General features: G+C 67.9%; 25 protein-coding genes. 18 read left to right on the top strand and 7 right to left on the bottom strand.

The annotated features are described in order from the left end of the window. The first annotated feature begins 111 nt into the window (after window positions 1-111). Genes cbiD through JI75_RS05195 form a run of 14 tightly spaced genes read left to right on the top strand, consistent with a single transcriptional unit; the run spans window position 112 to window position 14,745 of the window. Entirely contained in the window at window positions 112-1,665 is a 1,554-nt protein-coding gene (gene cbiD / locus JI75_RS05260; protein ID WP_240993133.1) for a cobalt-precorrin-5B (C(1))-methyltransferase CbiD, read from the top strand. Next, complete coding sequence (cobM, locus tag JI75_RS05255) at window positions 1,662-2,483, top strand: precorrin-4 C(11)-methyltransferase (RefSeq protein WP_082019767.1); 822 nt, start codon at window positions 1,662-1,664, stop codon at window positions 2,481-2,483. The genes cbiD and cobM overlap by 4 nt, the downstream gene beginning before the upstream one ends. After that, a complete protein-coding gene (locus tag JI75_RS05250; protein ID WP_039689328.1) occupies window positions 2,480-3,523 on the top strand; it encodes a cobalt-precorrin 5A hydrolase in 1,044 nt (347 codons plus the stop codon). The genes cobM and JI75_RS05250 overlap by 4 nt, the downstream gene beginning before the upstream one ends. Before the next feature lie 28 nt (window positions 3,524-3,551). Beyond that, window positions 3,552-4,289 carry a precorrin-3B C(17)-methyltransferase gene (cobJ, locus tag JI75_RS05245; RefSeq protein ID WP_039689326.1) on the top strand — a complete coding sequence of 246 codons (738 nt, stop codon included), beginning with the start codon at window positions 3,552-3,554 and terminating at the stop codon, window positions 4,287-4,289. Beyond that, on the top strand, window positions 4,286-5,086 hold the full coding sequence (cobK, locus tag JI75_RS05240) for a precorrin-6A reductase (RefSeq protein WP_039689324.1): 801 nt from the start codon (window positions 4,286-4,288) through the stop codon (window positions 5,084-5,086). Before cobJ ends, cobK begins: the two co-directional genes overlap by 4 nt. Continuing rightward, the gene (cbiE, locus tag JI75_RS05235; protein WP_039689322.1) at window positions 5,083-6,312 is read left to right on the top strand and encodes a precorrin-6y C5,15-methyltransferase (decarboxylating) subunit CbiE; all 1,230 of its coding nucleotides are present in this window, start codon (window positions 5,083-5,085) and stop codon (window positions 6,310-6,312) included. Before cobK ends, cbiE begins: the two co-directional genes overlap by 4 nt. Beyond that, the gene (locus JI75_RS05230; RefSeq protein WP_039689320.1) at window positions 6,306-7,724 is read left to right on the top strand and encodes a cobyrinic acid a,c-diamide synthase CobB; all 1,419 of its coding nucleotides are present in this window, start codon (window positions 6,306-6,308) and stop codon (window positions 7,722-7,724) included. The genes cbiE and JI75_RS05230 overlap by 7 nt, the downstream gene beginning before the upstream one ends. A gap of 2 nt (window positions 7,725-7,726) precedes the next feature. Then, the gene (gene cbiB / locus JI75_RS05225) at window positions 7,727-8,713 is read left to right on the top strand and encodes an adenosylcobinamide-phosphate synthase CbiB (protein ID WP_039689318.1); all 987 of its coding nucleotides are present in this window, start codon (window positions 7,727-7,729) and stop codon (window positions 8,711-8,713) included. Between the two features lie 52 nt (window positions 8,714-8,765). Further along, entirely contained in the window at window positions 8,766-10,283 is a 1,518-nt protein-coding gene (locus JI75_RS05220) for a cobyric acid synthase (RefSeq protein ID WP_039689316.1), read from the top strand. Next, window positions 10,280-10,933, top strand: a complete 654-nt coding sequence (locus JI75_RS05215; RefSeq protein ID WP_039689314.1) for a precorrin-8X methylmutase — start codon at window positions 10,280-10,282, stop codon at window positions 10,931-10,933. Before JI75_RS05220 ends, JI75_RS05215 begins: the two co-directional genes overlap by 4 nt. Further along, window positions 10,930-11,694: a precorrin-2 C(20)-methyltransferase gene (gene cobI, locus JI75_RS05210; RefSeq protein ID WP_082019766.1), complete on the top strand. Its 765-nt coding sequence runs from the start codon at window positions 10,930-10,932 to the stop codon at window positions 11,692-11,694. Before JI75_RS05215 ends, cobI begins: the two co-directional genes overlap by 4 nt. Window positions 11,695-11,711: 17 nt before the next feature. Next, window positions 11,712-12,971: an MFS transporter gene (locus JI75_RS05205; RefSeq protein WP_052241624.1), complete on the top strand. Its 1,260-nt coding sequence runs from the start codon at window positions 11,712-11,714 to the stop codon at window positions 12,969-12,971. A gap of 36 nt (window positions 12,972-13,007) precedes the next feature. Next, the gene (locus JI75_RS08800; protein ID WP_052241623.1) at window positions 13,008-14,123 is read left to right on the top strand and encodes a GAF domain-containing sensor histidine kinase; all 1,116 of its coding nucleotides are present in this window, start codon (window positions 13,008-13,010) and stop codon (window positions 14,121-14,123) included. Then, on the top strand, window positions 14,116-14,745 hold the full coding sequence (locus tag JI75_RS05195) for a response regulator transcription factor (RefSeq protein ID WP_052241622.1): 630 nt from the start codon (window positions 14,116-14,118) through the stop codon (window positions 14,743-14,745). The genes JI75_RS08800 and JI75_RS05195 overlap by 8 nt, the downstream gene beginning before the upstream one ends. Window positions 14,746-14,845: 100 nt before the next feature. On the opposite strand, the gene JI75_RS05190 is transcribed toward JI75_RS05195, so the two are convergent. The 7 genes from JI75_RS05190 to JI75_RS05160 all read right to left on the bottom strand — a co-directional run bounded on the left by JI75_RS05190 (window position 14,846) and on the right by JI75_RS05160 (window position 21,649). Beyond that, window positions 14,846-15,538 carry a cytochrome c3 family protein gene (locus JI75_RS05190; protein WP_052241621.1) on the bottom strand — a complete coding sequence of 231 codons (693 nt, stop codon included), beginning with the start codon at window positions 15,536-15,538 and terminating at the stop codon, window positions 14,846-14,848. Next, on the bottom strand, window positions 15,535-16,446 hold the full coding sequence (locus JI75_RS05185) for a 4Fe-4S binding protein (protein ID WP_082019765.1): 912 nt from the start codon (window positions 16,444-16,446) through the stop codon (window positions 15,535-15,537). The genes JI75_RS05190 and JI75_RS05185 overlap by 4 nt, the downstream gene beginning before the upstream one ends. Beyond that, on the bottom strand, window positions 16,443-16,712 hold the full coding sequence (locus JI75_RS05180) for a chaperone NapD (protein ID WP_039689310.1): 270 nt from the start codon (window positions 16,710-16,712) through the stop codon (window positions 16,443-16,445). Before JI75_RS05180 ends, JI75_RS05185 begins: the two co-directional genes overlap by 4 nt. Window positions 16,713-16,720: 8 nt before the next feature. Then, window positions 16,721-17,050 carry a hypothetical protein gene (locus JI75_RS05175; RefSeq protein WP_039689308.1) on the bottom strand — a complete coding sequence of 110 codons (330 nt, stop codon included), beginning with the start codon at window positions 17,048-17,050 and terminating at the stop codon, window positions 16,721-16,723. Then, window positions 17,047-19,584 (bottom strand): molybdopterin-dependent oxidoreductase, encoded by a 2,538-nt coding sequence (locus JI75_RS05170; protein WP_039689306.1) that lies wholly within the window; start codon window positions 19,582-19,584, stop codon window positions 17,047-17,049. The genes JI75_RS05175 and JI75_RS05170 overlap by 4 nt, the downstream gene beginning before the upstream one ends. A 65-nt stretch (window positions 19,585-19,649) precedes the next feature. Further along, window positions 19,650-20,240, bottom strand: coding sequence for a 4Fe-4S dicluster domain-containing protein (locus JI75_RS05165; protein WP_039689305.1), 591 nt, complete (start codon window positions 20,238-20,240; stop codon window positions 19,650-19,652). Between the two features lie 251 nt (window positions 20,241-20,491). Further along, complete coding sequence (locus tag JI75_RS05160; protein ID WP_039689303.1) at window positions 20,492-21,649, bottom strand: beta-ketoacyl-ACP synthase 3; 1,158 nt, start codon at window positions 21,647-21,649, stop codon at window positions 20,492-20,494. A 176-nt stretch (window positions 21,650-21,825) separates the two neighbouring features. Here JI75_RS05160 and JI75_RS05155 point away from each other — a divergent pair, with 176 nt between their 5' ends. The 4 genes from JI75_RS05155 to JI75_RS05140 all read left to right on the top strand — a co-directional run bounded on the left by JI75_RS05155 (window position 21,826) and on the right by JI75_RS05140 (window position 24,615). After that, window positions 21,826-22,287: a MarR family winged helix-turn-helix transcriptional regulator gene (locus tag JI75_RS05155; protein ID WP_052241620.1), complete on the top strand. Its 462-nt coding sequence runs from the start codon at window positions 21,826-21,828 to the stop codon at window positions 22,285-22,287. Between the two features lie 114 nt (window positions 22,288-22,401). Next, window positions 22,402-22,620, top strand: a complete 219-nt coding sequence (locus tag JI75_RS05150; protein ID WP_039689301.1) for an acyl carrier protein — start codon at window positions 22,402-22,404, stop codon at window positions 22,618-22,620. 12 nt (window positions 22,621-22,632) lie between these two features. After that, window positions 22,633-23,601, top strand: a complete 969-nt coding sequence (locus tag JI75_RS05145) for a nitronate monooxygenase (RefSeq protein WP_039689299.1) — start codon at window positions 22,633-22,635, stop codon at window positions 23,599-23,601. A gap of 15 nt (window positions 23,602-23,616) precedes the next feature. Beyond that, window positions 23,617-24,615, top strand: coding sequence for an ACP S-malonyltransferase (locus JI75_RS05140; RefSeq protein ID WP_052241619.1), 999 nt, complete (start codon window positions 23,617-23,619; stop codon window positions 24,613-24,615). Window positions 24,616-24,618: the final 3 nt, after the last annotated feature.

Here is a 24,618-nt window from a genome sequence, read left to right as displayed (position 1 = left end):
CCAATGAGCCGCCCCGGTATGAGCGGGTCGTGGTATCGACGGGAAATAAGGCGAATCCGCCCGGCGCTTGCTATGATGGGAGGGTGGCTGCAAGCGTATCGAAGGGGTTTCGTGACGGATCGCATCGGAAAAGACAACGGCGTGTCTCGCGCCTCGCGCGCGGATTCTCCCGCCTCGGCCTATCCCTTCTTCGCGCATACGGCATGTCCGTACTTCCCCTGCCACGAGGGGCTGGCCCCCGAGGATTTCAACTGCCTGTTCTGCTACTGCCCGCTCTATGCGCTGGGAGACGCGTGCGGCGGTCGGTTCAGGTACAACGACAAGGGCGTGAAGGTCTGCACCGACTGCTTCTTGCCCCATGTGCGCGACGAGGGCACGCGCATGGTGTACGACCGCTTCTCCGACCTGAAGGACCTCGCCCGCCCGCGCGGCCGCTCAAAGCCCGAGGGGCTTGCGGCCGAGGACGCCCGCGCGGTGTGGGAGCACTACATCGATGTGGGGCAGAAGCGCCTGCGCTGCGGCTACACGACGGGGACCTGCGCCGCCGCCGCTACCCGCGCAGCTGCCGAGGCGCTGTTCACGGGGGTGTTTCCCGCCGCCGTCACCATCGAGGTCCCAGCCGGCTTCGACATACGGGTCGAAGTCGAATGCGCGGAGTCGGGTCCGGGATGGGCGCGCTGCGCCGTGAGGAAGTTCTCGGGCGACGACCCCGACGCGACCGACGGCGCGCTGGTGTTCGCCCGCGTGGAGCGCTCCGAAACGCCGGGCGTGGCGGTGGAGGGCGGCGAAGGGGTGGGCCGCGTGACGCGCCCCGGGCTCGACCAGCCGGTCGGCCAGGCCGCCATCAACCGGGTCCCGCGCGAGATGATCGCCCGCGAGGCGCGCGCCGCGCAGCGATCGGCGGGGGCGACGGGCGGCGTCTCGGTGCTCGTGTCGGTTCCCGAGGGAAGGCGCATCGCGCTCAAGACCTTCAACCCCCGTCTGGGAATCGAGGGCGGCATATCCATCCTGGGGACGACGGGCGTGGTGAGGCCCATGAGCGAGGAGGCCCTCGTGGCGTCCATCCAGCTGGAGATGCGGGTGCGGCGAGCGGCGGGAAAGCGCTCCTTGCTGCTGGTCCCCGGGAACTACGGACGCGATTTCGCGCGCAGCGGTTTGGGCATCGACTTTTCCGAATGCGTTCAGTGCTCGAACTACCTGGGTGCGGCGCTCGACTACGCGGTGCAGGTCGGGTTCGAGTCGGTTCTGCTGGTGGGCCATGCGGGAAAGCTCGTGAAACTCGCAGCGGGGGCGATGAACACGCATTCCAGATGCGTGGACGGGCGCGGCGAGGTGCTGGCCGCCCATGCGGCCCTCGCCGAAGCGCCGTCCGAGGCCGTCGCGCGCATCATGGACTGCGTCACGGTCGACGAGGCGATCGGAATCCTCGACGAGCTGGGCATCCGCGCGCAGGTCATGGCGTCTATCACTGCGCGCATGACCTACCACCTGCGCAAGCGGGTCGGTTCCCGCGTTCGCGCGGAGCTGATGTTCTTCTCGTCGGCGCAGGGGCTGCTGGGAGAGTCGGACGGTGCGCGCGATCTGGCGGCTGCGGCATTTCCGCGCACGGGAGCGGACGGCGCCGCCGAGGCGGATGCCGGGGATTCGGGAAAGGAAGGCGCATGATTCGTTTCGTGGGAGCGGGGCCGGGCGCGGCCGATCTGGTGACGGTGCGCGGTGCGCGGCTCCTTGCCGAGGCCGATCTGGTGATCTATGCCGGGTCCCTGGTCAATCCCGAGCTGCTCGATCTGACGGGCCCGTCGTGCACGGTGATGGACTCGGCGTCGATGACCCTCGAAGAGGTCGTTTCCGCCATGGAGGACGCCGAGGAGAAGGGGTGGTCCACGGTGCGGCTGCACACGGGCGACCCCGCGCTGTACGGCGCCATCCGCGAGCAGATGGACGAGCTCGATCGCCGGGGGATCCCCTACGACGTGACGCCGGGGGTGTCGTCGCTGTTCGGGGCCGCTGCCGCCCTGGGGGCCGAGTTCACCCTTCCGGGCGTCTCCCAATCGCTCATCGTCACGCGTGCCGAGGGGCGCACGCCGGTACCCGAGGGCGAACGGCTCTCCTCGATGGCGAAGCACGGGTGCACGCTGGCCCTGTTCCTGTCGGCGGGCCTGCTTTCCAACGTCGAGGCCGATCTGAGGGAAGGCGGTGTCGACCCCTCGACGCCCGCCGCCATCGTTTACAAAGCGACCTGGCCCGATGAGATCGTCTTGCGCTGCACGGCGGGCACGCTTGCGGAAACGGCTCGCGATGCCGGCGTCTCGAAGACGGCGCTCGTGCTGGTGGGGCGCTTTCTGGGAGACGAATACGACCGGTCGCTTCTGTACCATCCCGGGTTTTCCCACGGGTTCCGAACGGCCGAGAAGGGCGCAGGCGGTGCCTTGCCGCTGGCCGACGCCTCCGCGCAGCCTTCGTCCGAGGCGGGCGGCCGATGAGGAAGGCTGCGTTCGTCGGATTCACGCGCGCGGGGTGCGACCTGGCCCGATCGCTGGCCCGTGCGGTCGAGGCGCAGGGCGTCGCTGACGAGGTTTCGGTGTCGGGCCCTGTGCGGTTCGCGCGCGAGGCGGGCGTTGAGCCGTTCGAGTCCCTGGCCGCGTGGGCCTCGGAGCGATTCCGCTCATGCGATGCGCTGGTGTTCGTATCCGCCTGCGGCATCGCGGTCCGCGCCATCGCGCCGCTGGTCGCCGACAAGCTGACCGATCCCGCGGTGGTCGTGCTCGACGAGCGGGGCTCGTTCTGCATCCCGCTGCTGTCCGGCCATGTGGGCGGCGCGAACGACCTCGCGCGGTTTTTGGCGCAGGAGACGGGGGGATGCGCCGTCGTATCGACCGCGACCGATGTGAACGGCGTGTTCGCGATCGACGAATGGGCGGCCCGGGAGGGGTTCTCCATCATGGAGCGCGCGCGGGCCAAAGAAGTTTCGGCCGCGCTGCTCGAAGGCGCGCCGGTTGGCCTTTCGTCGGCCTTCCCGCTTATCGGCGACGTGCCCGCGGGGTTTTCCCTCGCAGACGGCGCGGCTGCGGACGTGGGGGTGCGCCTCGACTGGCACACGGGGCGGCGTCCCTTTCCCCGCACGCTCCATCTGGTGCCGCGCTGCATCACGCTGGGCGTGGGCTGCCGGCGGGGGGTTGGCGCCGAGGTGCTGCGCGATCAGGTGGAAGGCGTTTTGAGCGAGGCGCGCTGCCCGCGCGCGGCCCTAAGCGGGATCGCCACCATCGACGTGAAGCGGGGCGAGCCCGCCATCGACGATTTGGCTGCGCGCTGGGGGCTCGACGTCGCTTACTTCAGCGCCGACGAGCTGCGGGCGGTGCCGGGCGATTTCCCCTCGTCGGAGTTCGTCGAGCGAGCCGTGGGCGTGGGAAACGTCTGCGAGCGCGCGGCGACGGCGCGGGGGGAGTCCCTGGTGCTTGCCAAGCGGGCTGCGCAGGGTTGCACCGTTGCGCTGGGTTTGGCGCGCATGACGGCGGCGTTTTAGAACCATTCGTTGCGAAGGAGTTTTCCCTATGGCTTTGCGTATCGTCGGTCTCGGACCCGGATCCGGGCTGGATATGACCGAGCGGGCCCGCAGGGCGCTCGAGGCGAGCGACCTCATCGTCGGCTACACGGTGTACGTGGACCTTATCCGCGACCGGTTCCCCGAAAAGGAGCTGGTGAGCACCCCCATGCGCTCGGAAGTCGAGCGCTGCCGCGCCGCGCTTGCCCAGGCTGCGGCGGGTCGCGAGGTGGCCATGGTGTGCTCGGGCGACGCGGGCGTCTACGGGATGGCGGGCCTGTGCTTCGAGCTGGCCCGGGATTTCGATCCGATGGAGATCGAAGTGGTGGCCGGCGTGACGGCGGCTGTCGCCGGCGCGGCCGTCCTGGGCGCGCCGCTCATGCACGATTTTGCGGTCGTATCGCTATCCGACCTGCTCACGCCTTGGGATACCATCGCTTCGCGCCTCGATGCGGCAGCTCGTGCCGACTTCGCGCTGTGCCTGTACAACCCCTCGTCGCGCAAGCGCTCCGACTACCTGCGCCGCGCCTGCGACATCCTGCTGGAGTCGAAGGACCCCGCCACCGTGTGCGGCTATGTGCGCAACATCGCCCGGGCGGGCGAGGAGTCGCGGGTGCTGACCCTGGAGGAGCTGCGCGACCAGCCGGTCGATATGTTCACCACCGTGTTCATTGGGAACTCGCAGACGCGCTTGGTCGCAGGGCGCATGGTCACGCCGCGCGGGTACGATACGGGGCTCGTCCGATGAGGGTGCTGGTGTTCGCGGGAACGACCGAGGGCCGCCAGCTGGTCGAGCGCTACGCCGGCGCGCCCGGCATCGAGCTTGCGGCCAGCTGCGCGACGGAATACGGCGCGTCGCTTCTGCCGACGGCGGAAAACGTCTCGGCGCTCTTCGCGCGCCTGGACGTCGAAGGCATGGTCGGCCTCATGCAGGGCTGCGCCTGCGATGCGCCGGGAGGGCCCTTCGACGCGGTCGTGGACTGCACGCATCCCTACGCCGCCGAGGCGACGGCCAACATCAGGGAGGCCTCGTCGATCGCGGGCGTGCCGTATATGCGCGTGGAGAGGCGAGACGTGCCGTCCGACTCGCAGATAGCGGTCCCCTCGGCCGAGGCGGCCGCCGAAGCGGTGAACCGCCTAAATCGCATAGGGGGAAACGTGCTGCTGACGACGGGCTCCAAGGATCTCGGCGTCTATGCGCGCCACATACGGGGTTTCGCCGAGCGGGTGTGGGCGCGCGTGCTTCCCGTGGGCGAGTCGCTGTCCGCCGCGCGGGCGGCCGGATTGCCGGCAAGCCACGTCATCGCCGTCCAGGGGCCGTTTTCCCAGCAGCTCAACGAGGCTATTCTGCGCGAGTACGACATCGCGGCGATGGTCACCAAATCGGCCGGCGTCCACGGCGGATTCCAAGAGAAGGTCGACGCCGCGCGCAGCTGCGGCGTCGCGTGCGTGGTGGTGAGCCGTCCCCGCAGCGAGGGGGGCGTGACGCTGGCCGAGGTGTTTCGCCGTATCGACGGCATGATCGAAGGGGAGGAAGCGAGATGAGGGTTTTCATCATCGGCGCCGGCATGGGCGATTCCGGTACGCTCACCGCTGCCGGCTCGCGTGCGCTGCGCGAAAGCGACCTGGTCATCGGAGCGCGGCGTCTGCTCGATCTCGTTCCGCCCGATTCGGGCGCCCGATGCATGGCGCTGATTGGGATGGATCGGATCGTCGAAGAGCTCGAGGCGGCCGCGTGTCGCGGAGAGGCGAGCGCGGCGGCGATCCTCATGTCGGGCGACGTCGGCTTCTACAGCGGCGCCCGCCTGCTTTCCTCCCGGCTCGCGCGCATCGAGAGCTGCTCGGTCGAGTTGGTTCCCGGCGTGTCGTCGGTTCAGGCGTTCTTCGCCAAGCTGGGCATGCCGTGGCACGACGCGCATCTGGTGTCTGCGCACGGTAGGGCCTGCAACGCGCCGGGCGCGGTGAGGACCCATGCGAAGACCTTCTTTCTGACCGGGGGGGATACGCGCGTGCACGATCTGTGCGCATCGCTGGTCGAGGCGGGGCTGGGGGATGTGGCGGTGCATGCGGGCGAGAACCTCGGCGCCCGGGGCGAGCGCATCGTGTCCGGTCCCGCCCATCGGGTGGCGCAGGAGCGCTTCGGCGACCTGGCGGTCATGGTGGCGCTGAACGAGCGCCCTCTTTCCCGGCCGTTCGGGGCACCGTGTTTGTCCGACGGCGATTTCGAGCGCGCAGAGGTGCCCATGACCAAGGAGGAGGTGCGCGTGCTGGCCGTGTCTAAGCTGCGCATTTCCGCCGACGCGACGGTATGGGATGTGGGTGCGGGCACCGGATCGGTGTCCGTCGAGTGCGCGCTTGCCGCGCCCGAAGGCCGGGTGTTCGCCATCGAGCGCAACCCCGAGGCCTGCGGGCTTATCGCGCGCAACGCCGAGCGGTTCGGAGCGTCGAACGTTTCTGTGGTCGAGGGGCGGGCACCCGTTGCCCTGGCGGGCCTGCCTGCTCCCGACTGCGTGTTCGTCGGCGGGTCGGCGGGTCGCATCGCCGAGATCATCGATGCCGCGCTCGAAGCGAACCCGCGGGCCCGCATCGTGGTGTCGGCTATCGTGATCGAGACGCTGTCGGGGACCCTGGATGCGCTTCGCGCACGCGGGATAGAGGGCGCCGACGTCGTCAGCGTGTCGGTCGCCCGGGCCCGGCAGGTGGGGTCGTCCCACATGATGATGGCGAACAACCCGGTGTACCTGATTGCGGTCGGGGGCGGCCCATGCTAGTGGGAATTTCGCGGCTGCTGGTGGCATCGACAGGGTCGAACGTCGGGAAAACATCTTTGACCTGCGGCATCATCCGGGCGCTTCAGCGCCGCGGGCTGTCGGTCGCCGCATTCAAGAACGGTCCCGACTACGTCGACCCGCTGTTCCTCGAGCGGGTGACGGGTGCTGCGGGCCGCAATCTCGATCTGTTCTTGCTGGGGCGCGACGGCGTTCGCGCATCGCTTGCGCGCAACGCGCGCGGATGCGACATCGCTGTCATCGAAGGCGCGATGGGCTATTACGACGGGATAGCGACGAGCGACGAGGCGTCGTCGTGGGATCTGGCGGTCGCGACTTCGACGCCGACGGTCCTCGTCGTCGACGGACGGGGCCGCGCGCTGTCGGCGGCGGCCGAGGTTCGGGGGTTTTTGGGGCTGCGCGCGCCGTCCAACATCGCAAGCGTGATCGTGAACCGCTGTTCGGATGCGTTTTTCCCCCGCATGAAGCAGCTGATCGAAGACGAGTGCGGCGTTGCGGTCGCGGGGTATCTCCCCCCGCTCGAAGACGTCGGGTTCGACAGCAGGCACCTGGGCCTGGTCCCCGCATCCGAGATCGCCGGGATCGATGCGAAGATCGACCGGCTGGCCGATGCGGTCGAGGCCCATGTGGATGTGGAGGGGCTGATAGCGCTTGCAAACGGGGCGGGTGCGCTCGATGTTTCAGGCGACGGGCTGCCGGAGGGGGGCCGCGTCGCCGGCGGATCGACCGTGCGATCGGATGCGCCCCGCTTCGAGGGGGTGTCGGTCGCCGTGGCGTCCGACGAGGCGTTCTGCTTCTATTACGCCGATGCGCTCTTCGCGCTCGAACAGCGGGGATGCACGATACGGAGGTTTTCCCCGCTGTCGGATCCCTGCCTTCCGGCGGACGCGTCCGGGCTGTATTTGGGCGGGGGGTATCCCGAACTGCACGCCGCGCGGCTGGAAGCGAACGCCTCGATGCGCCGCAGCGTGCGCGAGGCGGCATCGGCGGGGATGCCCGTCATCGCCGAGTGCGGCGGGTTCATGTACCTGCACGAGTTCATCGAGGACGCGCAGCGCAACCGGTTTTCCGGCGCGGGCGTCATCGAGGGCACCGCGTTTCCCGCCGGGCGATCGAGGCGCTTCGGATACGCGAACCTGCACCCCCATGGCGACTCGCTGCTGTTCAGGGAAGGGGAGGCCGTCCGAGCGCACGAGTTCCACTACTGGGACAGCGATTGCGCGGGTGCCGACCTGACGGCGCGCAAGCCCCGCAGCGACCGCTCGTGGGAGTGCGGGCATGCGACGCCGACGATGTACGCCGGCTTTCCCCACGTGAACCTATGCTCCGATCCCCGGTTGGCGAACCGGTTCGTCGAAGCGTGCGCGCGGTTCTCGCGACGGATCGGGGCCTAGGTATGGCGCTTCACCTTGTCGCCTTGCTCATCGGGGCGGTCCTCGATCTGGCGATCGGGGACCCGCACGGCTTCGTCCATCCGGTCAGGTGGATGGGATCGTTCATCGAGCGGTTCCAGAGGGTGCTCGCGCGCGCGGGCTTCATCGGCGCGGGCCCCCGCCGCGAGCGCATCGCGGGGTTTCTCCTGGTTTCGGCCACGCTGGGGCTGTTCGGAGGGGCGACGGCCGCGCTCGTGGTTGCGGCGGGCGCGGTTTCGTGGCAGCTGCAGCTCGCGGTCGAAGCGGTCGCGAGCTACTACTGCCTGGCCGCCCGGTCGCTGTTCGACGAGTCCATGCGCGTGTTCCGCGCGCTGCGGGAGGGCAGCCTCGAGGACGCCCGCCGAGCCGTGTCGATGATCGTCGGGCGCGACACCGCCTCGCTCGATCGGGCGGGCGTGTGCCGCGCGGCGGTCGAGACGGTGGCGGAAAACGCGTGCGACGGCGTGGTCGCGCCCCTGTTCTACCTGGCTCTGCTGGGTCCGGTGGGGGGCGTGTGCTACAAGGCGGTCAACACCCTCGATTCGATGGTCGGCTACAGAAACGAGCGGTTCGTGCATCTGGGGCGCGCCGCGGCGAAGCTCGACGATGCGGCCAACTTCGTCCCCGCGCGGATCACCGGCGCCCTGATGTGCGCGGCGGCCTCCCTGCCGGGTTTCGACGCCGCGCGGGCCCGGCGCGTGTTCGCGCGCGATCGGCTCCTGCACGCTTCGCCGAACAGCGCTCACGGCGAGTCGGCCTGCGCAGGTGCCCTCGGCGTGCGCCTGGCGGGAGATGCGGTGTATGCGGGCGTGCGGGTCGAAAAGCCCTTCATCGGAGACGACGTCCGGCCGATCGAACCCGAGGATATCCGCCGCGCGAACGTGCTGATGCTCGCGACGGCGGCCCAGGCGCTCGCGCTGTTCGCCGGCGCCGTCGAGGTTTTGCGGGTGCTGGGATGTTACCCGGGCTAGCCGCGCGGTGCGCTACCATGGGTTGGGACGGCGCGTTTTCGAAAGGGAAGGGATGGCTGCTGTGACCGCGCGGGCGATCATGATCCAGGGAACCATGTCGGGTGCGGGCAAGAGCCTGCTCGTGGCCGGGCTGTGCCGGATATTCGCGCAAGACGGGTACCGCGTGGCGCCCTTCAAGTCCCAGAACATGGCTTTGAACTCGGCGATCTGCGCCGACGGTGCGGAGATCGGGCGCGCTCAGGCCATGCAGGCCGAGGCGGCCGGGATCGAGCCGGAATCGGCGATGAACCCCGTGCTGCTGAAACCGACGAGCGATACGGGCTCGCAGGTGATCGTGAAGGGCCGGCCCATCGGCACGATGGCGGCGCGGGAGTACTTCGCCTACAAGCGCAACCTGGTTCCCGCCATCATGGAGTGCTATCGCGATCTGGCGAGCAGGTTCGACGTGATCGTCATCGAGGGCGCGGGAAGCCCCGCCGAGATCAACCTGAAGTCGGACGACATCGTGAACATGGGTGTCGCCAAACGGGTGGGCGCTCCGGTCCTTTTGGTGGGCGACATCGACAGAGGTGGCGTGTTTGCCCAGTTGGCGGGGACCATGATGCTGCTCGACGACGACGAGCGGGCGCTGGTGAAGGCGACGGTGGTGAACAAGTTCCGCGGCGACCCCGAGATCCTCGCCCCAGGCCTGCGGCAGCTGGAATCCCTCACGGGCGTTCCGGTGGCGGGCGTGGTCCCGTACACGGACGCAGACATCGACGAGGAGGACAGCCAATCGGAGCGCCTCGAGCGGCGGCGCGCCGACGTTCTCGTCGATGCGGCGGTCGTGCGGCTTCCCCATCTGTCGAACTACACCGATTTTTCGGCCCTCGACGCCATCGAGGGCGTGGGGGTGCGCTACGTGCGCAACCCGCGGGATCTGGGATCTCCCGACCTCCTCATCGTCCCCGGGACCAAAAGCACGCTGTCCGATCTGCGCTGGATGCGCGAAAGCGGGATGGAGGCGCTGGTGAAGCGCCTCGCTGAGCGGGGCACCTCGCTGATCGGGGTGTGCGGGGGGTATCAGATGCTCGGGCGCGAGGTGTCGGATCCCGACGGGGTTGAAGGCGCGGGCTCGCTTGCGGGCCTGGGACTGCTCCCCGTGAGGACGCGTTTCGCCTCTGACAAGCGGCAGGTGCGCGCGTGCGGGCGCGTGACCGCGCGCTCGGGGATCGCCGCTGGCGTGTCGGGTGCGCGCATCGAGGGCTACGAGATCCATATGGGGGAAACCTTTCTGGACGATCCCGCCGCCGAGCCCTTCTGCATGCTGCGATCCTCGGAGGGGGAGCGCGCCGACGGGTGCGTGGCGGGAAACGTGTGCGGAACCTACCTGCACGGCCTGTTCGATTCCCCCGAGTTCACCGAACGGCTCGTGCGCGGCCTGTTTAGGGCGAAGGGGCTTTCCGCCGAAGCGGTGCGGGCGTTCGATATGGGGGCGTACCGGGCCCGGCAGTACGACGAGCTGGCGTGCGCAGTGCGGTCGGGGTTGGATATGGGCCTGGTGGGGCGGATTCTGGAGGAGGGCGTATGAGTGCGTTGGAAAGGCTGGTCAGCGTCGAGCCGGCCGATATCGAGCGCCGCAGCTTCGAGATCATAGGGCGCGAGCTGGGGGATCGGGTGCTCGATCCGGAAAACGAGCCGGTCATCAAGCGCTGCATCCACACGGCGGCCGATTTCGACTATGCGGACAACCTGGCGTTTTCCCCCCATGCCACCGCCATCGGCGCCGCGGCCCTGGGGCGGGGCGCGTCGATCGTCACCGACACCTCCATGGCCGCCTCCGGGGTGAACAAGCGCGTGCTGGGGCGCTTCGGCGGCGAGGTGCTGAACTTCATCGCCGACCCGCAGGTGGCTGCCGAGGCGCGCGAGCGGGGGCTGACGCGCTCGGCGGTGAGCATGGAGTTCGCCGCCCGGCTGTCGCGCCCGTTCGTCTTCGCCATCGGCAACGCCCCGACGGCGCTCGTGAGCCTGTACGAGCTGATCGAGGCGGGGCGGATGGTGCGCCCCCACCTGATCGTCGGGGTCCCGGTGGGGTTCGTGAACGTGGTGGAGTCCAAGGAGCTGATCATGGAGCTCGACGTGCCCTACATCGTGGCGCGCGGGAGGAAGGGCGGCAGCAACGTCGCCGCCGCGATCTGCAACGCGCTGCTCTACATCGCATCGGGAGGGGAGAGGCAATGACGCATCCGGAAGGCTCTCGCACCAAAGCGGGAGAAGGCGCGCGCCGGGGGGTGGATCCGTCCGCATGCGCGAAAGGCGTGCTCTACGGCGTGAGCGTGGGGCCGGGAGACCCCGAGCTGCTTACCCTGAAGGCGGTGCGCGTCATAGGGGAGTGCCCGGTCGTGGCGGTTCCCGATATCGGAAGCGGGAGGCAGACGGCGTATTCCATCGTGCGCTCGCTTCTCGAGGGAAAGCGCGTCATAGATTGCAGCACGCCGATGTCCCGCGATCGTGCGCGGGCCGCCGAATCGTACGACCGCATCGCCGATGACATCTGCGCCGTGCTCGATGCCGGGGAGTCGGTGGCGTACGCGACGCTGGGAGATGCGAGCGTGTACTCGACCTTCTCCTACATCCGCGACCGGGTTGCGGGGCGCGGGTATGCGACCGAGGTCGTTCCCGGCGTCACCTCGTTTTGCGCGAGCGCGGCGAAGCTGGGCGTGTCGCTGTGCGACGGGGCCGAGCGGCTGGTCGTGGAACCGGGAACGGCGGCCGGCGGCGGTTTTTCCCCCGACGCGACGCGCGTGTACCTGAAGTCGGGAAGCCGTCTTGAAAAGCTGCGAGCCGACCTGGCCGAGCGTGGAGAGCTGGACGACGCGTCCATGGTGAGCGACTGCGGGCTTCCCACCGAGGCGGTGTTTCCTCGCTTCGCTGAGGCCGACCTGTCGCAGGGTGCCTCGTATTTCAGCACCGTCATCGTGAAGCGGCGCGGTCGGAGATGAGGCCGAAGGGTATGCCGGTGCCGAGGATCGTCGGAGGGTGGGATCCGGAGGACGCGTCGATGTGGCGCGCGTCGGGCCGCTCGATCGCGCTGAGGAACCTCGCGGTTTCCACGTTCGCGCTGTTCCTCTCGTTTTCGGTGAGCACGCTGGGGGCTCTCGTGGCGGTGCGGCTGAACCAGGCGGGGTTCGACTTCAGCCGCCAGGAGCTGTTTTTCCTCGCGGCCCTGCCCGGGCTCGTCGGGGCGACGGGGCGCCTGGTCTACACCTACCTTCCCGCTCTCATGGGAGGGCGCGCCTTCACGCTTTCGAGCCTGGCGCTCATGATGGTCCCCCTGGCGGGCCTGGGCTTCGCGCTTCAGGATCCCGCAACCCCCTTTTGGCAGATGGCGCTATGGTTCTCCTTGCTCGGCCCCGCGCTTTCCCACTTCTCGGGGTCGATGGCCAACATCGGGGAGTTCTTCCCGAAGCGCAACAGGGGCACGGCCAACGGGATCAACGCGGGCGTGGGCAACCTCGGGGTCGCCGCCGCCTACCTCGTAGCGCCGCTCGCGATGGGCGCCTCGCTCTCGCCGATGCTGGACTCCGCACCGCTTGCGCTGCATCGAGCCTGCTTTCTGCTGATACCGTCCCTTGCGGTCGCGTTCATCCTGGTTGCGCTGTTCATGGACGACGTGCCCGTCGAGCGGCAGTCGCCCTCGCAGGCGCTGGCTCCGTTCAAGCGCGTGAACCTGTGGCTCATGGCGGTGGTCTACTCGTGCGGGTTCGGGTCGTTCATCGGATACTCGATGGCGTTTCCCCTCATCGTGTCGATGGTCTTCCCCCAATCCGGCTCCGACTGGTTCATCTTCCTGGGGCCGCTCGTGGGCGCGGGGATCCGCCCGGTGGGAGGGTGGCTGTCCGATCGCATCCAGTCGGGCGCCCGGGTGGCGCTCGCCTCGCTCGTCGTGATGCTGCTGGCCACGATCGGCGTCGCATGCGGCGTCGCGCGGGGCGACTTCACCCTGTTCTTCTGGTGCATGATGGCCCTGTTTTCGGGAACGGGCCTGGTGAACGGGGCATCGTTTCGCATGATCCCGCACCTGTTCGAGTCGCGCACGACGGCGGGGCAGGTCACGGGCATCGTGTCGGCGTTCGCGGCGTACGGGGCGTTCTTCGTCCCCATGCTGTTCCGCCTCGATTACCTGCAGGCGCTTGCGGCCCTCGCGGTTTTCACGGCGGCGACGGCGGTGCTCGCCTGGTTCGCCTACGCCCGGCGGCGCGCTCCGTTTCCGTGTTAGGATGCAGGCTCGGACCTTCGACTCGATAGGACGGTTATGGATAGGCAGGATCTCGCGTTCGCGCTGAAACGGGAGTTCGGATTCGACTTCGTGGGCGTTTCCCGCGTGCCGCGCGGCAGCTGGCAGTCGCTGTCGTGGGATTATGTGGCGGGCAATATATCCGATCGCTATCTGCGGGTCCACCTGCCCGAAGGGGTGGGGGCGCTCGGCATGGTGGCGAACTCCCGCCGCGCGCTTCTGGTGGGCAGCGTTGAGCGCGACATGCAGCAGGATATCTGGTACCAGTTCCCCATCGTGGCGGCCGAGCTGCTGGAGAGCTTCCTGTGCTTTCCCCTGTTCGACGACGATCGGCTCTCATCTATCGTGATCTGCGCGTTCAGGACGCCGTTCAACTTCGGCCAGGATCTGGTCGACCGGGTTCAGGAATCGGCGGCGCGCATGACGGATCGCGGGGTCTCGGCGCGCTCGGCCCTCACGCTGAGCGGCGAGAGCCTCACTCCCCGTTATGCCGAGATCACGCATCGGATCATCCAGGCGCAGGAAGACGAGCGCAAGCGGATCGCCCGCGAGCTGCATGACGGTTTGGCCCAAGAGCTGCTGTTGGTCCAAATCGGCCTGCGCCGCGCCCGAACGCTCGACGCGGGTGCGAAAGACGCCGCGCTCGACCGCGCGTGCGACCAGCTGCGCGACGCGATGGCCCACATCAGCTCGCTGGCCCGCAACCTCCGTCCCGCCGAGTTGGACGAGCTGGGCCTCGGCGCCGCCGTTTCGGCCGAATGCAAGGAGTACGACCATTACTTCGGCGTGCGCTCTTCGGTCGACATCTGCGAATGCGAGAGCCTCAATCCCGACTGCGAAGTGGCGCTGTACCGGATATTCCAGGAAGCGAGCCTGAACGCCTGCAAGTATTCGGGGACCGAGCGCATCGAGGTGGCCCTGAGGCGCGCCGCGGGGAGCCTGGTCCTGTCGGTCAGGGACTTCGGATCGGGGTTCGACGTGGGCAATCCCGAGGCGAAAGGCGGTGGTTTGGGCATCGCCGGGATGAGGGAGCGCGCGGCGGCGTTCGGAGGCGAGCTGGTCGTCCGCTCGACGATGGGGGAAGGGACGCTCGTCGAGGCGATCATGCCCCTGGACGGGGGCGGCCATGATTAGGATCGTGCTCGCCGACGACCATTCGATGGTGGCCGAGGGCTTTCGGATGATTCTCGACCAGCAGCCCGACTTCGAGGTGGTCGGGGTGGCATCTTCTCCCGCGCAAGCGATGGACATGCTGGTCGAGCTCGCGCCCGACGTCCTCGTGTCCGACGTGTCGATGGGAGGTCAGAAATCGGGGCTTTTGCTGGCCGAGCGCATCGAGGGATCGTCGGTGCGCTGCGGGGTCGTGCTGCTCACCATGCACGACGAGCTGGAGTTCGCCCGCCAGGCCTTCCAGCACGGGGCGAAGGGCTACGTGCTGAAAAGCTCGTCGGACGACGATCTCTTCAGCGCCGTGCGCGAGGCGGCGGCGGGGGAATGCTACCTGTGCCGCGAGCTCATATCGCCGTTCATCAAGGATTCGATGCGCCGCATCGACGACGTTCCCAGCATACTGACCCCGCACGAGTCCGAGATCGCCGTGCTGTCGGTGAAGGGGTTCTCGAACGCCGACATCGCCGATGCCCTTTCGGTGTCGGTGAAGACGGTCGAGAGCCGCAAATCGAAGATCATGGCGAAGCTGGGGCTGAAATCCAAGCCCGAGCTGTTCGATTACGTGGTGCGCCACCGCCTTTTCTAGGGCTGCAACGGGTTTCGGCCCCGCAGCCCCTCCGCGGAAGCGGGCGGGGGCTGCGGGGCCGGGCGGTCGATATGCGCTTTCCTTATCGGAGCGCGGAAGATCAGCGCCCGTTGTGCGGTGCGAGCGCCGTTGCCTGGGCGACGGTGAGCCACCCTTCGGGGATCTTCGCGTCCTCGTGGCAACCCGAGCAGGCGTTGACCGACTGGCGGTGGGACTTATGGCAGTCGCTGCACTCGAACAGGGGGTGCCCCTCGACCTCGGCGTGAGGGTTGCGCGCAAGCGCCGAGGTGGCGCGGGCCAGGTCGTCTTTCCCGACGTTGTGGCACGCTTCGTTCATGCACAGCGCATTCGCGTCGGCTCGCGCGCCGTAGGCGTTCAGATCGGCGATGGAGCGCTCGGTAAGGGGGTCGTAGTAGTTGCCCGTCGTCCATTCGGCCACTTCCTTGACCTGTTCTTGGATGGTGGGGATATGGCAGGTCAAGCAGTCGGCCCCTGCTTTTTCCTTATGGACGACGACCAGCATGTCGCTTCCGTCGGGCACCGGGTTTCCCCATTTGTCGGTCGCGGGCGATCCCGAGGAGAAGTTGTAGGTGCCCACCGTGGCGTCCATGGGGGAGTGGCAGATGGCGTTGCAGAAGCCGGGTGTTTCGTGCCACACCCAAAACGCGCTGCCCAATCCGATGACGGCCAGGGCGATGATCCCGTAGATGAAGGGCTTCTTGGTCTTTCGGCGCGGTTTCTCGGGGCGCTCGCCCGCGTTATCGGGCTGGGCGACGGGTGTCTGGTCGCTCATCGCGACACCTCCTTGTCGTTTGCGGCGGATAGGGTGGAAGAGTCGAACAGGTTGGATCCCGGCACGGTCGCGGTGTAGCGCAGCGCACGTTCTGGGCAGGCGTCGATGCAGGCCCCGCAGACCATGCAGTCTCCCGCATCGACCGTGCGCCTACCCTGGTAAATAGCCGGATCGAGGATCTCGGGATCGGCGAGGCACGCCTTTTTGCAGCGCCCGCAGCGCGTGCAGGCGCGCTCGTCGATGGCGATGCGCACGACGCCGACGCGCCCGAGCGCCTGGTAGAACCCCCCGAGCGGGCACAGCGACCGGCACCACACGCGATGTCCCCACAAAAGCTCGGCGGCGACGATGAGCGCGAGCGCGATCGTGCCGACGAAACTGCCCACCACGACGAGCTTATTGAGGGCGCTGAGGGGCGACACCGCCTCGAACAGCGGGATGCCGACAAGAGCCGAACCTACGACGACGCCCAGGGCCGCGCCCATCTTCGTTCGGCGGGCTACAACGCGCTCGGCCACTTCGATGCGGAGCTTTCGGCGCAGCGCGTCAACGAGCTCCAGCACGAGGTTCACCGGGCACACCCATCCGCAAAACGAGCGCGCCCGCACGAGCCCGTAGAAGGCGACGACAGGAGCCGCCGCAACCAGCCAGGCCGGGTCGAAGGACAGCGAGGCGGCCATCGCCTGGACAGCGGCGAACGGGTCGAGCAGGGTGACGGGTCCCACCTGCGAGGACGAAAGCGTTCCCCAGAAGGGCAGGTCGGCCGGGACGCCCGTCGGTGCTTCGGAGCCCCTCGCCGCGCCGAACAGAGCCCGGCCCGCCGCGAGGGGGCTCGCGACGAACAGGGCGGCGACCAGGATCTGGACCGCACGGCGGACCCGGGTGCAGTTCGCGTTCGCGCGTTTCATCGCTGCGATCCCTTTGCGACGGCGGGGTCGTCCTCGAAGTTCACGTAGACCAGATCGACGCCGATGACGCCGGGGATCTCGGAAAACGATGCCGCCGTGTCATGGGAGGAGTCCACGGTGGGCGCCTCGATGGTCACGACGATCTTGCCTTCGAGCTTTTCGTGGACCTCAACCCCCTCGATCGAGGCGAGCCGCGCCGCCGCGCTTTCCCCGTGGTCGGGAAGAACGCGGACGATCAGGCTCGATATGACGGTATGGTCTTGCATGGGGATCCTCATTCCTGTCCGTGGCAGGTGTCGCATTGCGTTCTGACCGGGTCGATCTCGCGCGAGTCGACCGCGCCGCCGAGGTAGTGGTCGGCGGGCATCTTGGGGGCGGAGGCGAGCAGCGGATCCGCCCGCTCGCTCGATCCGTGGCAGCCGTAGCATCCCTGCGCCCCCAGCTCGGCGAAGCGCCCTTCATGGCTTGCGGGCATGAGCGCCGGGGCGTGGGGCGGGGTGTCCGACGCCTTCGGCGAACCTGACGGCGCCGCGCATCCCGCAGCGCCGGCTCCGAGCGCGAGGACGAGCCCTGCGCTAAGCGCGATCACGATGGGCTTTCTCATGCTCCCTTCGCCACCTTTTCGATGGACACGCAGGTCTTCTTGTAGTCGGGCTCCTTGGACAGGGGGCAGTAGGTGTCCTGGACGGCCAGGTTGATCAGGTTCTCCTCGGCGAAGAAGGGTGCGAAGGCGACGCCTGCGGGCGGCTCCATGCGCCCCGCCGTCGAGACGTTGATCTCGAATTCGCCCCAGCGGGACCTCACCTTGACGCGGTCGCCGCTCGCGATGCCCAGCCGCTCGCAGTCCTCGCGGTTCATTTCGAGCAGCGCCTCGGGAAGGGCCTTGTCCAGCTCGGGCACGCGCCGCGTCATCGACCCGGTGTGCCAGTGCTCCAGAAGGCGTCCTGTGCAGAAGTAGAAGGGGAACTGCTCGTCGGGCGTCTCGGCGGGCGGCTCGTAGGGCCTGAACACCACCGAGGGCTTGCGGTTGGCGCTCTTGTAGAACGATATGCCGCCGGCAAGGTCCCTCTCGCCGTACTTCTCCACCCCGTACTGGTCGAAGCCGTCTTCCTGGGGGCCGTCGCAGAAGCGCCACAGCGTGGGTTTCCACTCGCCGTCCACCTCGCGCGCGGGCCAGGTGAGCCCGTGCCCCGCGATGATGGCGTCGTAGGGAGCGAGCTGCTTGGCCTCCATCTTCAGCTTGGCCGATTCGTTGATGGCCGCCGCGCGCGGATTGAGCCCGGGGTTCGAGAACGTGCGGTACTCTTCCCACAGGGCGGCGTTGGTCGCGCGCATGTCGGCCTTGAAGTCGGCGGCGTCCTTGTCGTAGACGGACCCGAACAGCCTGTCGAAGGCGTCTTCCCCGTCGATCAGCTCGCCGTCGAGGACCCGCTTGGCCACCTCCATGAGCATCCACAGGTCCCAGCGCGCCTCGCCGGGGGCGTCAGCGGCTTTCTCGAACACCGCGGTGCGGCGCTCGCCGTTGCCGAACTGGCCCTCGCGCTCGACCCACATGGCCGAGGGCAGCACGACGTCGGCGTACTGGGTGGACAGGGTGGGGTAGACCTCGCTCACCACGATGAAGCTGTCCATGATGCCCTTCTGGTCCCCGCGTCCGAGCGTGCGGGTGAGGTTGGGCATCGAGACCGCCCAGTTGTTATGTGCGCTCCACAAAAAGTCGATGTTGCCCTTCGACAGCTCGCGGAAGATCTTGACGGTGTGGAAGCCGGGTTTGGATATGGGGTCGAGGTACCCTTCGGGCAGGTTCCACACCGCCTCGCTGTAGCGCCGATGCGCGTCGTTGTTCACCACGAGGTCGGCCGGGAGGCGGTGGCTGAACGTGCCCACCTCGCGCGCGGTCCCGCAGGCGCTGGGCTGCCCGGTGAGCGAGAACGGGCCGTTGCCGGGTTGGGCGATCTTGCCCGTGAGCAGGTGGATGTTGTAGATGTTGTGGTTCATCCAGGTGCCGCGGTTGTGCTGGTTCACGCCCATGGTCCACAGCGACATGATGCGGGTGCCCGGCTCGGCGAACACGGCGGCGAGCTCCTTGAGATCCTCGATCGCCACGCCGGAAAGCTCGGAGGTGTATTCGAACGTGTAGGGCTTGAGGCGCTCGGCGTATTCCTCGAAGGTGATGCCCGAGACGTTTCCCGCAGCCTTGCCCGCATCGCTTGCGTCGTATCCGTCGTCCTGGGCGTTGCCGATGTTTTCGGCGCCCTGCTTGAACTGCAGGTGGTCGGCGACGAACTTCTCGTCGTAGAGCTTGTTCTCAACCAGGTAGTTCGCAATGCAGTTGGCGATGGCCAGGTCGGTTCCCGGTTTGAACAAAAGCAGCTTGTCGGCGCTCGCCGAGGTGCGCGTGCGCATGGTTCCCAGATCGAAGTGGCGCACGTTCTTACCCGAGAGCTTGCGGGCGGTGAGGCGCGAGTACAGCATGGGGTGCGCCTCTGCCATATTGGCACCCCAGGTCACGAACACGTCGGCCTCGTCGATGTCGGCGTAGCACCCCGCGGGCTCGTCGGTTTGGAACACGTTCATGAAGGCCACGACGGCGCTTGCCATGCACAGGCGCGCGTTGGGGTCGATGTTGTTCGACAGCAGCCCGGCCTTCCAGAATTTCGCCGTGCAGTACCCTTCGAGGATGGGCTGCTGACCCGACCCCCAAAACGCCAGGCGGCTCTTGTCGTTCTTCCAGGTTTCGCGCAGCTTGCCGGACACCAGCTCGAGCGCTTCGGTCCAAGTCGCCTCGCGCAGGCCCTCGTCGGTTCCCTTGGTGGAGGCGTCGTCGCGGATGAGCGGTTTGACGATGCGGTCTTTCCCGTAGAGGATCTTGGCGAGGTAGTATCCCTTGATGCAGTTGAGCCCCCGGTTCGATCCGTTGTCCGGGTCGCCCGTGACCGAGATGAGCTTGCCGTTCCTCGATTCGCACAGAACGCCGCAGCCGCAGCCGCAGAAACGGCAGACCGCCTGGTGCATCTTGGTCTCTTCGGAAAGCGAGCGGGGTGCGCACCCGGAAAGGGCGGCGCTGCTGCCCCCGGCGGCAGCGCTGGCGAGGGCGACGGCCGTCGCCTTGACGAATGAACGTCGTGTCAGATCCATGGTTATCCCTCCGTTTACGTGTTCCTGACGCGGGCGAGCCGCGGAAAAACCTGATCGAGCGCGGCTCAGCGTTCGGCGCGCGGTTTGACGGCGATGGCGGGCCCTCCGTCGTCTACGGGGCAGCGCTCCACGCACAGCCCGCATCCGACGCAGTTCTCCTCGTTGATCACGGGTGCGAACGTCGCGTGGATCGCATCGCCTTCCCGCATCGAGTACTCGATGGATATGGCCGAATCGATGAGGGGGCAGGTGCGGTAGCACACCTCGCATCGCAGGCTTCGATAGGAAAGGCAGCGGTCCTCGTCGATGACGGCGGTCCCCATGCGGATGTCGGCGACCTCGTCGATATCGCGCAGCGCCCCGGTGGGGCAGGCCCTGACGCAGGGAGTGTCGGCGCACAGCCGGCATGCCTGCTCCCGCGCGTCGATGCAGGGCGTTCCCTGGGACATGCCCGCGTCGAACCCCGCGGCGACGATGGCGGTGTAGGGGCAGGCGAGCATACATTTGCCGCAGCGCACGCAGCGGGCCGCGAAGTCGCGCTCTCCCTGGGCCCCGGGAGGCCTGAGCAGCGCGTGTCCGCTACCCCATGCGGCAAGCGCCCCTTGGACAGCGCAGGCTGCGCCCGCGAGAACCGCGACGATCGTCCGCCCCCTCATGAACCATCCTTTTCGTCCGTCTCCCGAAGCGCTTCGGCTCGTCTGCCGCGCCCCGGATCCCCCTTTTCGTTGCCATTCTGTTGGCAATGCGGTCATAGTAATGACAAAAAGCCTGGTTATCAACGTGGCGAGCTGATAACCAGGCGGTTTTGAAGGGGGAATCGTAGGGTTTAGGGGAAGGGCGTTTCCGTTGCCGTTTCGTAAAAGTGCGGCTCTCGTTTATTCTCGAAAAGGATTACGTAGGGTTTTCCCTAAAGATGGAAAAGAACCGATCCGGCGGTCAGGCCGCCGCCGAAACCGACCATGACCGCCGTGTCCCCGACGCGGAGCCTCTCCTGCACCAAAGCGTCGGTCAGGGCCATGAGAGCGCTCGCGGCCGAGGTGTTGGCGGACGATTCGATGGAAAGCTGGAAGCGCTCCATCGGAAGCCCCAGCTTCTTCGCGGCGTAGCGGATGATGCGCTCGTTGGCCTGGTGGGGGACGATCAGGTCCACCTCGTCGACGTCTGCGCCCGCCCGCGCGCAGGCCTCTTCGATGGCCTCGACGACCGCGGCGGTGGCGAAGCGGAACACGGCCTGGCCGCTCATCGCGATGTGCGGGGGGAACCCTTGCGGGTCGAGCGCGCTTTCGGGCGCTTGATCAGCGCTCTTTTCGAAACCGGGCGCCGCTTTGGCGGGGCCTGCGCTCTGTCGAGCGGATGCCTGCTCGGCGGCCAGCGCCGCGAACAGCGGGGGGAGGTCGTCTTTGCGCCCGGCCCCGAGCGTCAGCACCCCGTCGATATCGTCGGTGTTTCTGAGGAACGTCGAGCGGATGCCCGTTTCGGCGTCGGACCATTCCAGAAGGACGGCGCCGGCTCCGTCGCCGAACAGGATGCAGGTCGACCGGTCGGACCAATCCACCACGCGGCTGAGCCGCTCGACGCCGATCACCAGCGCCCGCCTCAAAGGGTTGCGCGCGCTGCCGGGCGCGTTGGCGGCGGCCATCATGCTCTCGGCCACGCTCAGGCCGTACACGCAGCCCGAGCAGGCCGCGTTCAGGTCGAAGCACACGGCGCGCTGGGCGCCCAGGCGCCGGCGCACGAGGGCGGCTTGCGAGGGCATGGCTGCATCGGGGCTGATGGTCATGCAGATAACGAGGTCGATCGACGCGGGGTCGACGGCCTTGGAGCCCGACGCGGGGCGTCTCCATCCGCTTCGCTCCACCGCGCTGTCGGATTCGATTCCCAAGGCGGCTTCGGCTGCGGCAACCGCGAGGTCGGTAGCGGATTCGCCCTGCGCGATGCGCCGTGCGCGGATGCCCGTGCGCTGCACGATCCATTCGTCGTCGGTGTCTACCAGGTGTGCGAGGTCGTCGTTCGTCACGACCAGCTTCGGCGCGGCCTTTCCGCAGCCCGTGATGGTGCAGCCCACGTGCCCCCCTCGGTCGAATTGCGTAAAAAATGTCGATATGCGTCGACGGGTCTAGATTTACTTTGATTATCTAACTAATCTGTGCGTGTCGGGAGGAGCGGGGCAAAATCCACGCTACTTCCACTCGCGTTCGGCAGAGCGCGCCGCAAAGGCCGTCGAAGATTCCGGGAGGGTCCGTGTCCGAGAACTACCAGCATCTGCTCGATCGGAACCTCGACTTGGACGAGCTTTTGTCGGGGACCTTCAATTCGATCCTGCGCGTCGAAGAGCAGGCCCTTCAGAACCGCTTCACCGAGGGGCTGTCCATCACCGACGTCCATACGATCGTGGCGGTGGGCATGTACGAGCGCAACCCCATGAACGTCGCCGCGAACCGGCTGGGCATCACGCTGGCCACGCTCACGTCGGCGGTGAAGAAGCTGGAGGCCCAGGGCTTCGTGCGGCGCGAGCGCGACGAGGCCGATCGGCGCAAGGTGCTGCTCTCGCTCACGGCGCGCGGGCGCAAGGTCTATCGCGCGCATCGCATCTTCCACGAGGAGATGCTTTCGGCCGCGCTGTCCGAGCTGGACGATCGGGAGGCGAAGGTGCTGGCAGAAGCGCTGAGCAAGCTGAAGGAGTTCTTCGACTCCCGCGCGTAGGCGCCCCGCTGTTCGCGAGAAATGATGGAGGTTCTTGCGGCGGCCCGTTTGCGCCCCTACTATGGCATTGGTTAGATCATCTAACTATTTATCACGAACGAAAGGAAAACGAACATGGCAACCCTCGACGTCATCAAGTCCACCCTCGCCGAGAACCTCGACATCGACGAGGCGGCCGTCACCGCCGACGCGACGCTCGACTCGCTGGGCATCGACTCGCTGGACATGGTCGAGCTCATCTGCGACATCGAAGAGAAGCTCGACATCGAGTTCGGCGAGCCCGAGGGCATCGAAACCATCGGCGACATGGTTTCCTACATCGACTCCCTGTAAGCGGTCGGTCGCATGAGGACGCGCGTTACCGACATCCTGGGGATCGAGAAGCCCGTCGTGCAGGGGGCCATGGCCCGCATCGCCGATGCGAGCCTCGCCGCTGCGGTCAGCGAAGCCGGCGGCCTGGGCATCATCGCGTGCGGGGGCGCGCCCCTCGAATGGGTCGCTCAGCAGGTCGGGCTGGCTCGCGAGAAGACGTCGAAGCCCCTGGGCGCCAACGTCATGCTGATGGATCCCAACGCCGCCGAACTCGCGCGGCTTCTGTGCGACCTGCGCATCGACGTGGTGACCACGGGTGCGGGAAGCCCGTCGGCCTTCATGGGCATGTGGAAGGAAGCGGGCATCAAGGTGGTCCCCGTCGTCGCCTCCGCGGCGCTTGCCCGCCGCATGGAGCGCCTCGGCGCCGATGCGGTGGTCGCCGAAGGCACCGAGGCGGGCGGCCATGTGGGCGAGCTGACCACGATGGCGCTCATCCCCTCGGTCGTGCGAGCCGTGTCCATCCCCGTGATCGGGGCGGGCGGCATCGCCGACGGGCGCGGCATGCTGGCGGCGTTCGCGCTGGGGGCCGAGGGCGTCCAGGTGGGCACGCGCTTCCTCACGGTAAGCGAATGCTCGGTGGACGACGCGTACAAGCAGCGCGTCCTCGATGCGAAGGATTCCGACACCATCGTCACCGGCCGCGGATCGGGCCATCCCGTCCGCTGCCTGAAGAACCGCTTCTCGCGCCGCGTCCGCCAACTCGAGCTCGACGCCTCGTGCGCAGACGAGCTCGAGGGGCTCTACGTGGGCTCGCTCAAGCGCGCCGTCGAAGGCGACGTCGACGGGGGATCGGTTATGGCGGGCCAGGTGGCCGGATTGGTTTCCGAGTGCGGATCGGCCGCAGAGGTCGTGGACCGCATGGTCGACGAGGCTCGGAGGCTGGGAGGAGGGCACCTCGAGGCGCTCGCTGCGCTGAATGCGGAAAGGGCGCAGCTAACCTAGGCGAGAAAGGGTCCCATGACATCCAATCAAGCAGTACAACCCGCATGTGAACCCCTTCGGTTGGCGGCGGGCCCGGTCTTCGCATGCTCGGGACAGGGTTCCCAGCGCCCCGGCATGGGCGCGGATCTGATGGACATTCCCGAGGTCGCAGTCGTATTCGAGTGCGCCTCCGACGTGTTTGGCCTCGATGTGGCGGCCCTGTGCTCTGCGCAGGGGGATCCGTCGGCGCTGAACGACACGCGCAGTGCCCAGGCGGCGATCGCGACGCTGTCGATTGCGGTCGGGCGCGCGCTGCGGTCCCGCGGCGTCGAGCCCTCGGCGCTCGTGGGGTTTTCGCTCGGGCAGGTTTCGGCGCTGGCGCTTTCCGACATGCTCACCGACGAGCAGGCGCTGTCCCTCGCATCGGTGCGCGCGCGGCTCATGGGAGAGGCGGCCGACGCGAACCCCGGCGCCATGTCGGCGCTCCTGAAAGCCGACGAGGACGCGGTCGAGGCCCTCGTATCGCAGTGCGCGCAGGGCGAGGTTCTGGTCGCGGCTAACTTCAACTGCCCGGGTCAGATCGTTGTTTCGGGATCGGTCGGCGCCATCGGGCGGGCGGAGGAGGCATGGGCCGCTCGCGGCGGGCGCTTCTCGCGCCTTCCGACCTCGGGGGCCTTCCACAGCCCCCTGATGGGCGATGCGCTCGAGCCGTTCTCGGCGTATCTGGAAAGCGTGGCGTTCTGCGAGCCGCGCATGCCCTTGATCTGCAACGTCGACGCCCGTCCGCTGTCCGCTTCGACGGTGCGCGACCACCTGGCCCGCCATCTGGTGAGCGCGGTGAGGTTCTCCCAGAGCATCGACCTGCTGTCCGCCTCGGGGGCGTCTTCGTACGTCGAGGTCGGCTTCGGCGGGGTGCTGACAGGTTTGATCAGGCGCATCGATAAGGATGCGGCGCGCATGTGCGTTCAGGACCGCGCGTCGTTCGACGATTGCCTCGCGCTGGCGGCGCAGGGCGCGTTTGCGGGACGCGGATAGCGT

Source organism: Berryella intestinalis, assembly GCF_000814825.1.
In the GTDB taxonomy this organism is placed as follows: domain Bacteria; phylum Actinomycetota; class Coriobacteriia; order Coriobacteriales; family Eggerthellaceae; genus Berryella; species Berryella intestinalis.
The sequence above is the reverse complement of the archived record's forward strand: the minus strand, read 5'-3'. Positions and strand labels throughout refer to the sequence as shown.

Coding starts and splice junctions, on each gene's coding strand:
- cobM (WP_082019767.1), top strand. CDS start 1,662: ATGATTCGTTTCGTGGGAGCGGGGCCGGGCGCGGCCGATCTGGTGACG.
- JI75_RS05250 (WP_039689328.1), top strand. CDS start 2,480: ATGAGGAAGGCTGCGTTCGTCGGATTCACGCGCGCGGGGTGCGACCTG.
- cobJ (WP_039689326.1), top strand. CDS start 3,552: ATGGCTTTGCGTATCGTCGGTCTCGGACCCGGATCCGGGCTGGATATG.
- cobK (WP_039689324.1), top strand. CDS start 4,286: ATGAGGGTGCTGGTGTTCGCGGGAACGACCGAGGGCCGCCAGCTGGTC.
- cbiE (WP_039689322.1), top strand. CDS start 5,083: ATGAGGGTTTTCATCATCGGCGCCGGCATGGGCGATTCCGGTACGCTC.
- JI75_RS05230 (WP_039689320.1), top strand. CDS start 6,306: ATGCTAGTGGGAATTTCGCGGCTGCTGGTGGCATCGACAGGGTCGAAC.
- cbiB (WP_039689318.1), top strand. CDS start 7,727: ATGGCGCTTCACCTTGTCGCCTTGCTCATCGGGGCGGTCCTCGATCTG.
- JI75_RS05220 (WP_039689316.1), top strand. CDS start 8,766: ATGGCTGCTGTGACCGCGCGGGCGATCATGATCCAGGGAACCATGTCG.
- JI75_RS05215 (WP_039689314.1), top strand. CDS start 10,280: ATGAGTGCGTTGGAAAGGCTGGTCAGCGTCGAGCCGGCCGATATCGAG.
- cobI (WP_082019766.1), top strand. CDS start 10,930: ATGACGCATCCGGAAGGCTCTCGCACCAAAGCGGGAGAAGGCGCGCGC.
- JI75_RS08800 (WP_052241623.1), top strand. CDS start 13,008: ATGGATAGGCAGGATCTCGCGTTCGCGCTGAAACGGGAGTTCGGATTC.
- JI75_RS05195 (WP_052241622.1), top strand. CDS start 14,116: ATGATTAGGATCGTGCTCGCCGACGACCATTCGATGGTGGCCGAGGGC.
- JI75_RS05190 (WP_052241621.1), bottom strand. CDS start 15,538: ATGAGCGACCAGACACCCGTCGCCCAGCCCGATAACGCGGGCGAGCGC.
- JI75_RS05185 (WP_082019765.1), bottom strand. CDS start 16,446: ATGAAACGCGCGAACGCGAACTGCACCCGGGTCCGCCGTGCGGTCCAG.
- JI75_RS05180 (WP_039689310.1), bottom strand. CDS start 16,712: ATGCAAGACCATACCGTCATATCGAGCCTGATCGTCCGCGTTCTTCCC.
- JI75_RS05175 (WP_039689308.1), bottom strand. CDS start 17,050: ATGAGAAAGCCCATCGTGATCGCGCTTAGCGCAGGGCTCGTCCTCGCG.
- JI75_RS05170 (WP_039689306.1), bottom strand. CDS start 19,584: ATGGATCTGACACGACGTTCATTCGTCAAGGCGACGGCCGTCGCCCTC.
- JI75_RS05165 (WP_039689305.1), bottom strand. CDS start 20,240: ATGAGGGGGCGGACGATCGTCGCGGTTCTCGCGGGCGCAGCCTGCGCT.
- JI75_RS05150 (WP_039689301.1), top strand. CDS start 22,402: ATGGCAACCCTCGACGTCATCAAGTCCACCCTCGCCGAGAACCTCGAC.
- JI75_RS05145 (WP_039689299.1), top strand. CDS start 22,633: ATGAGGACGCGCGTTACCGACATCCTGGGGATCGAGAAGCCCGTCGTG.
- JI75_RS05140 (WP_052241619.1), top strand. CDS start 23,617: ATGACATCCAATCAAGCAGTACAACCCGCATGTGAACCCCTTCGGTTG.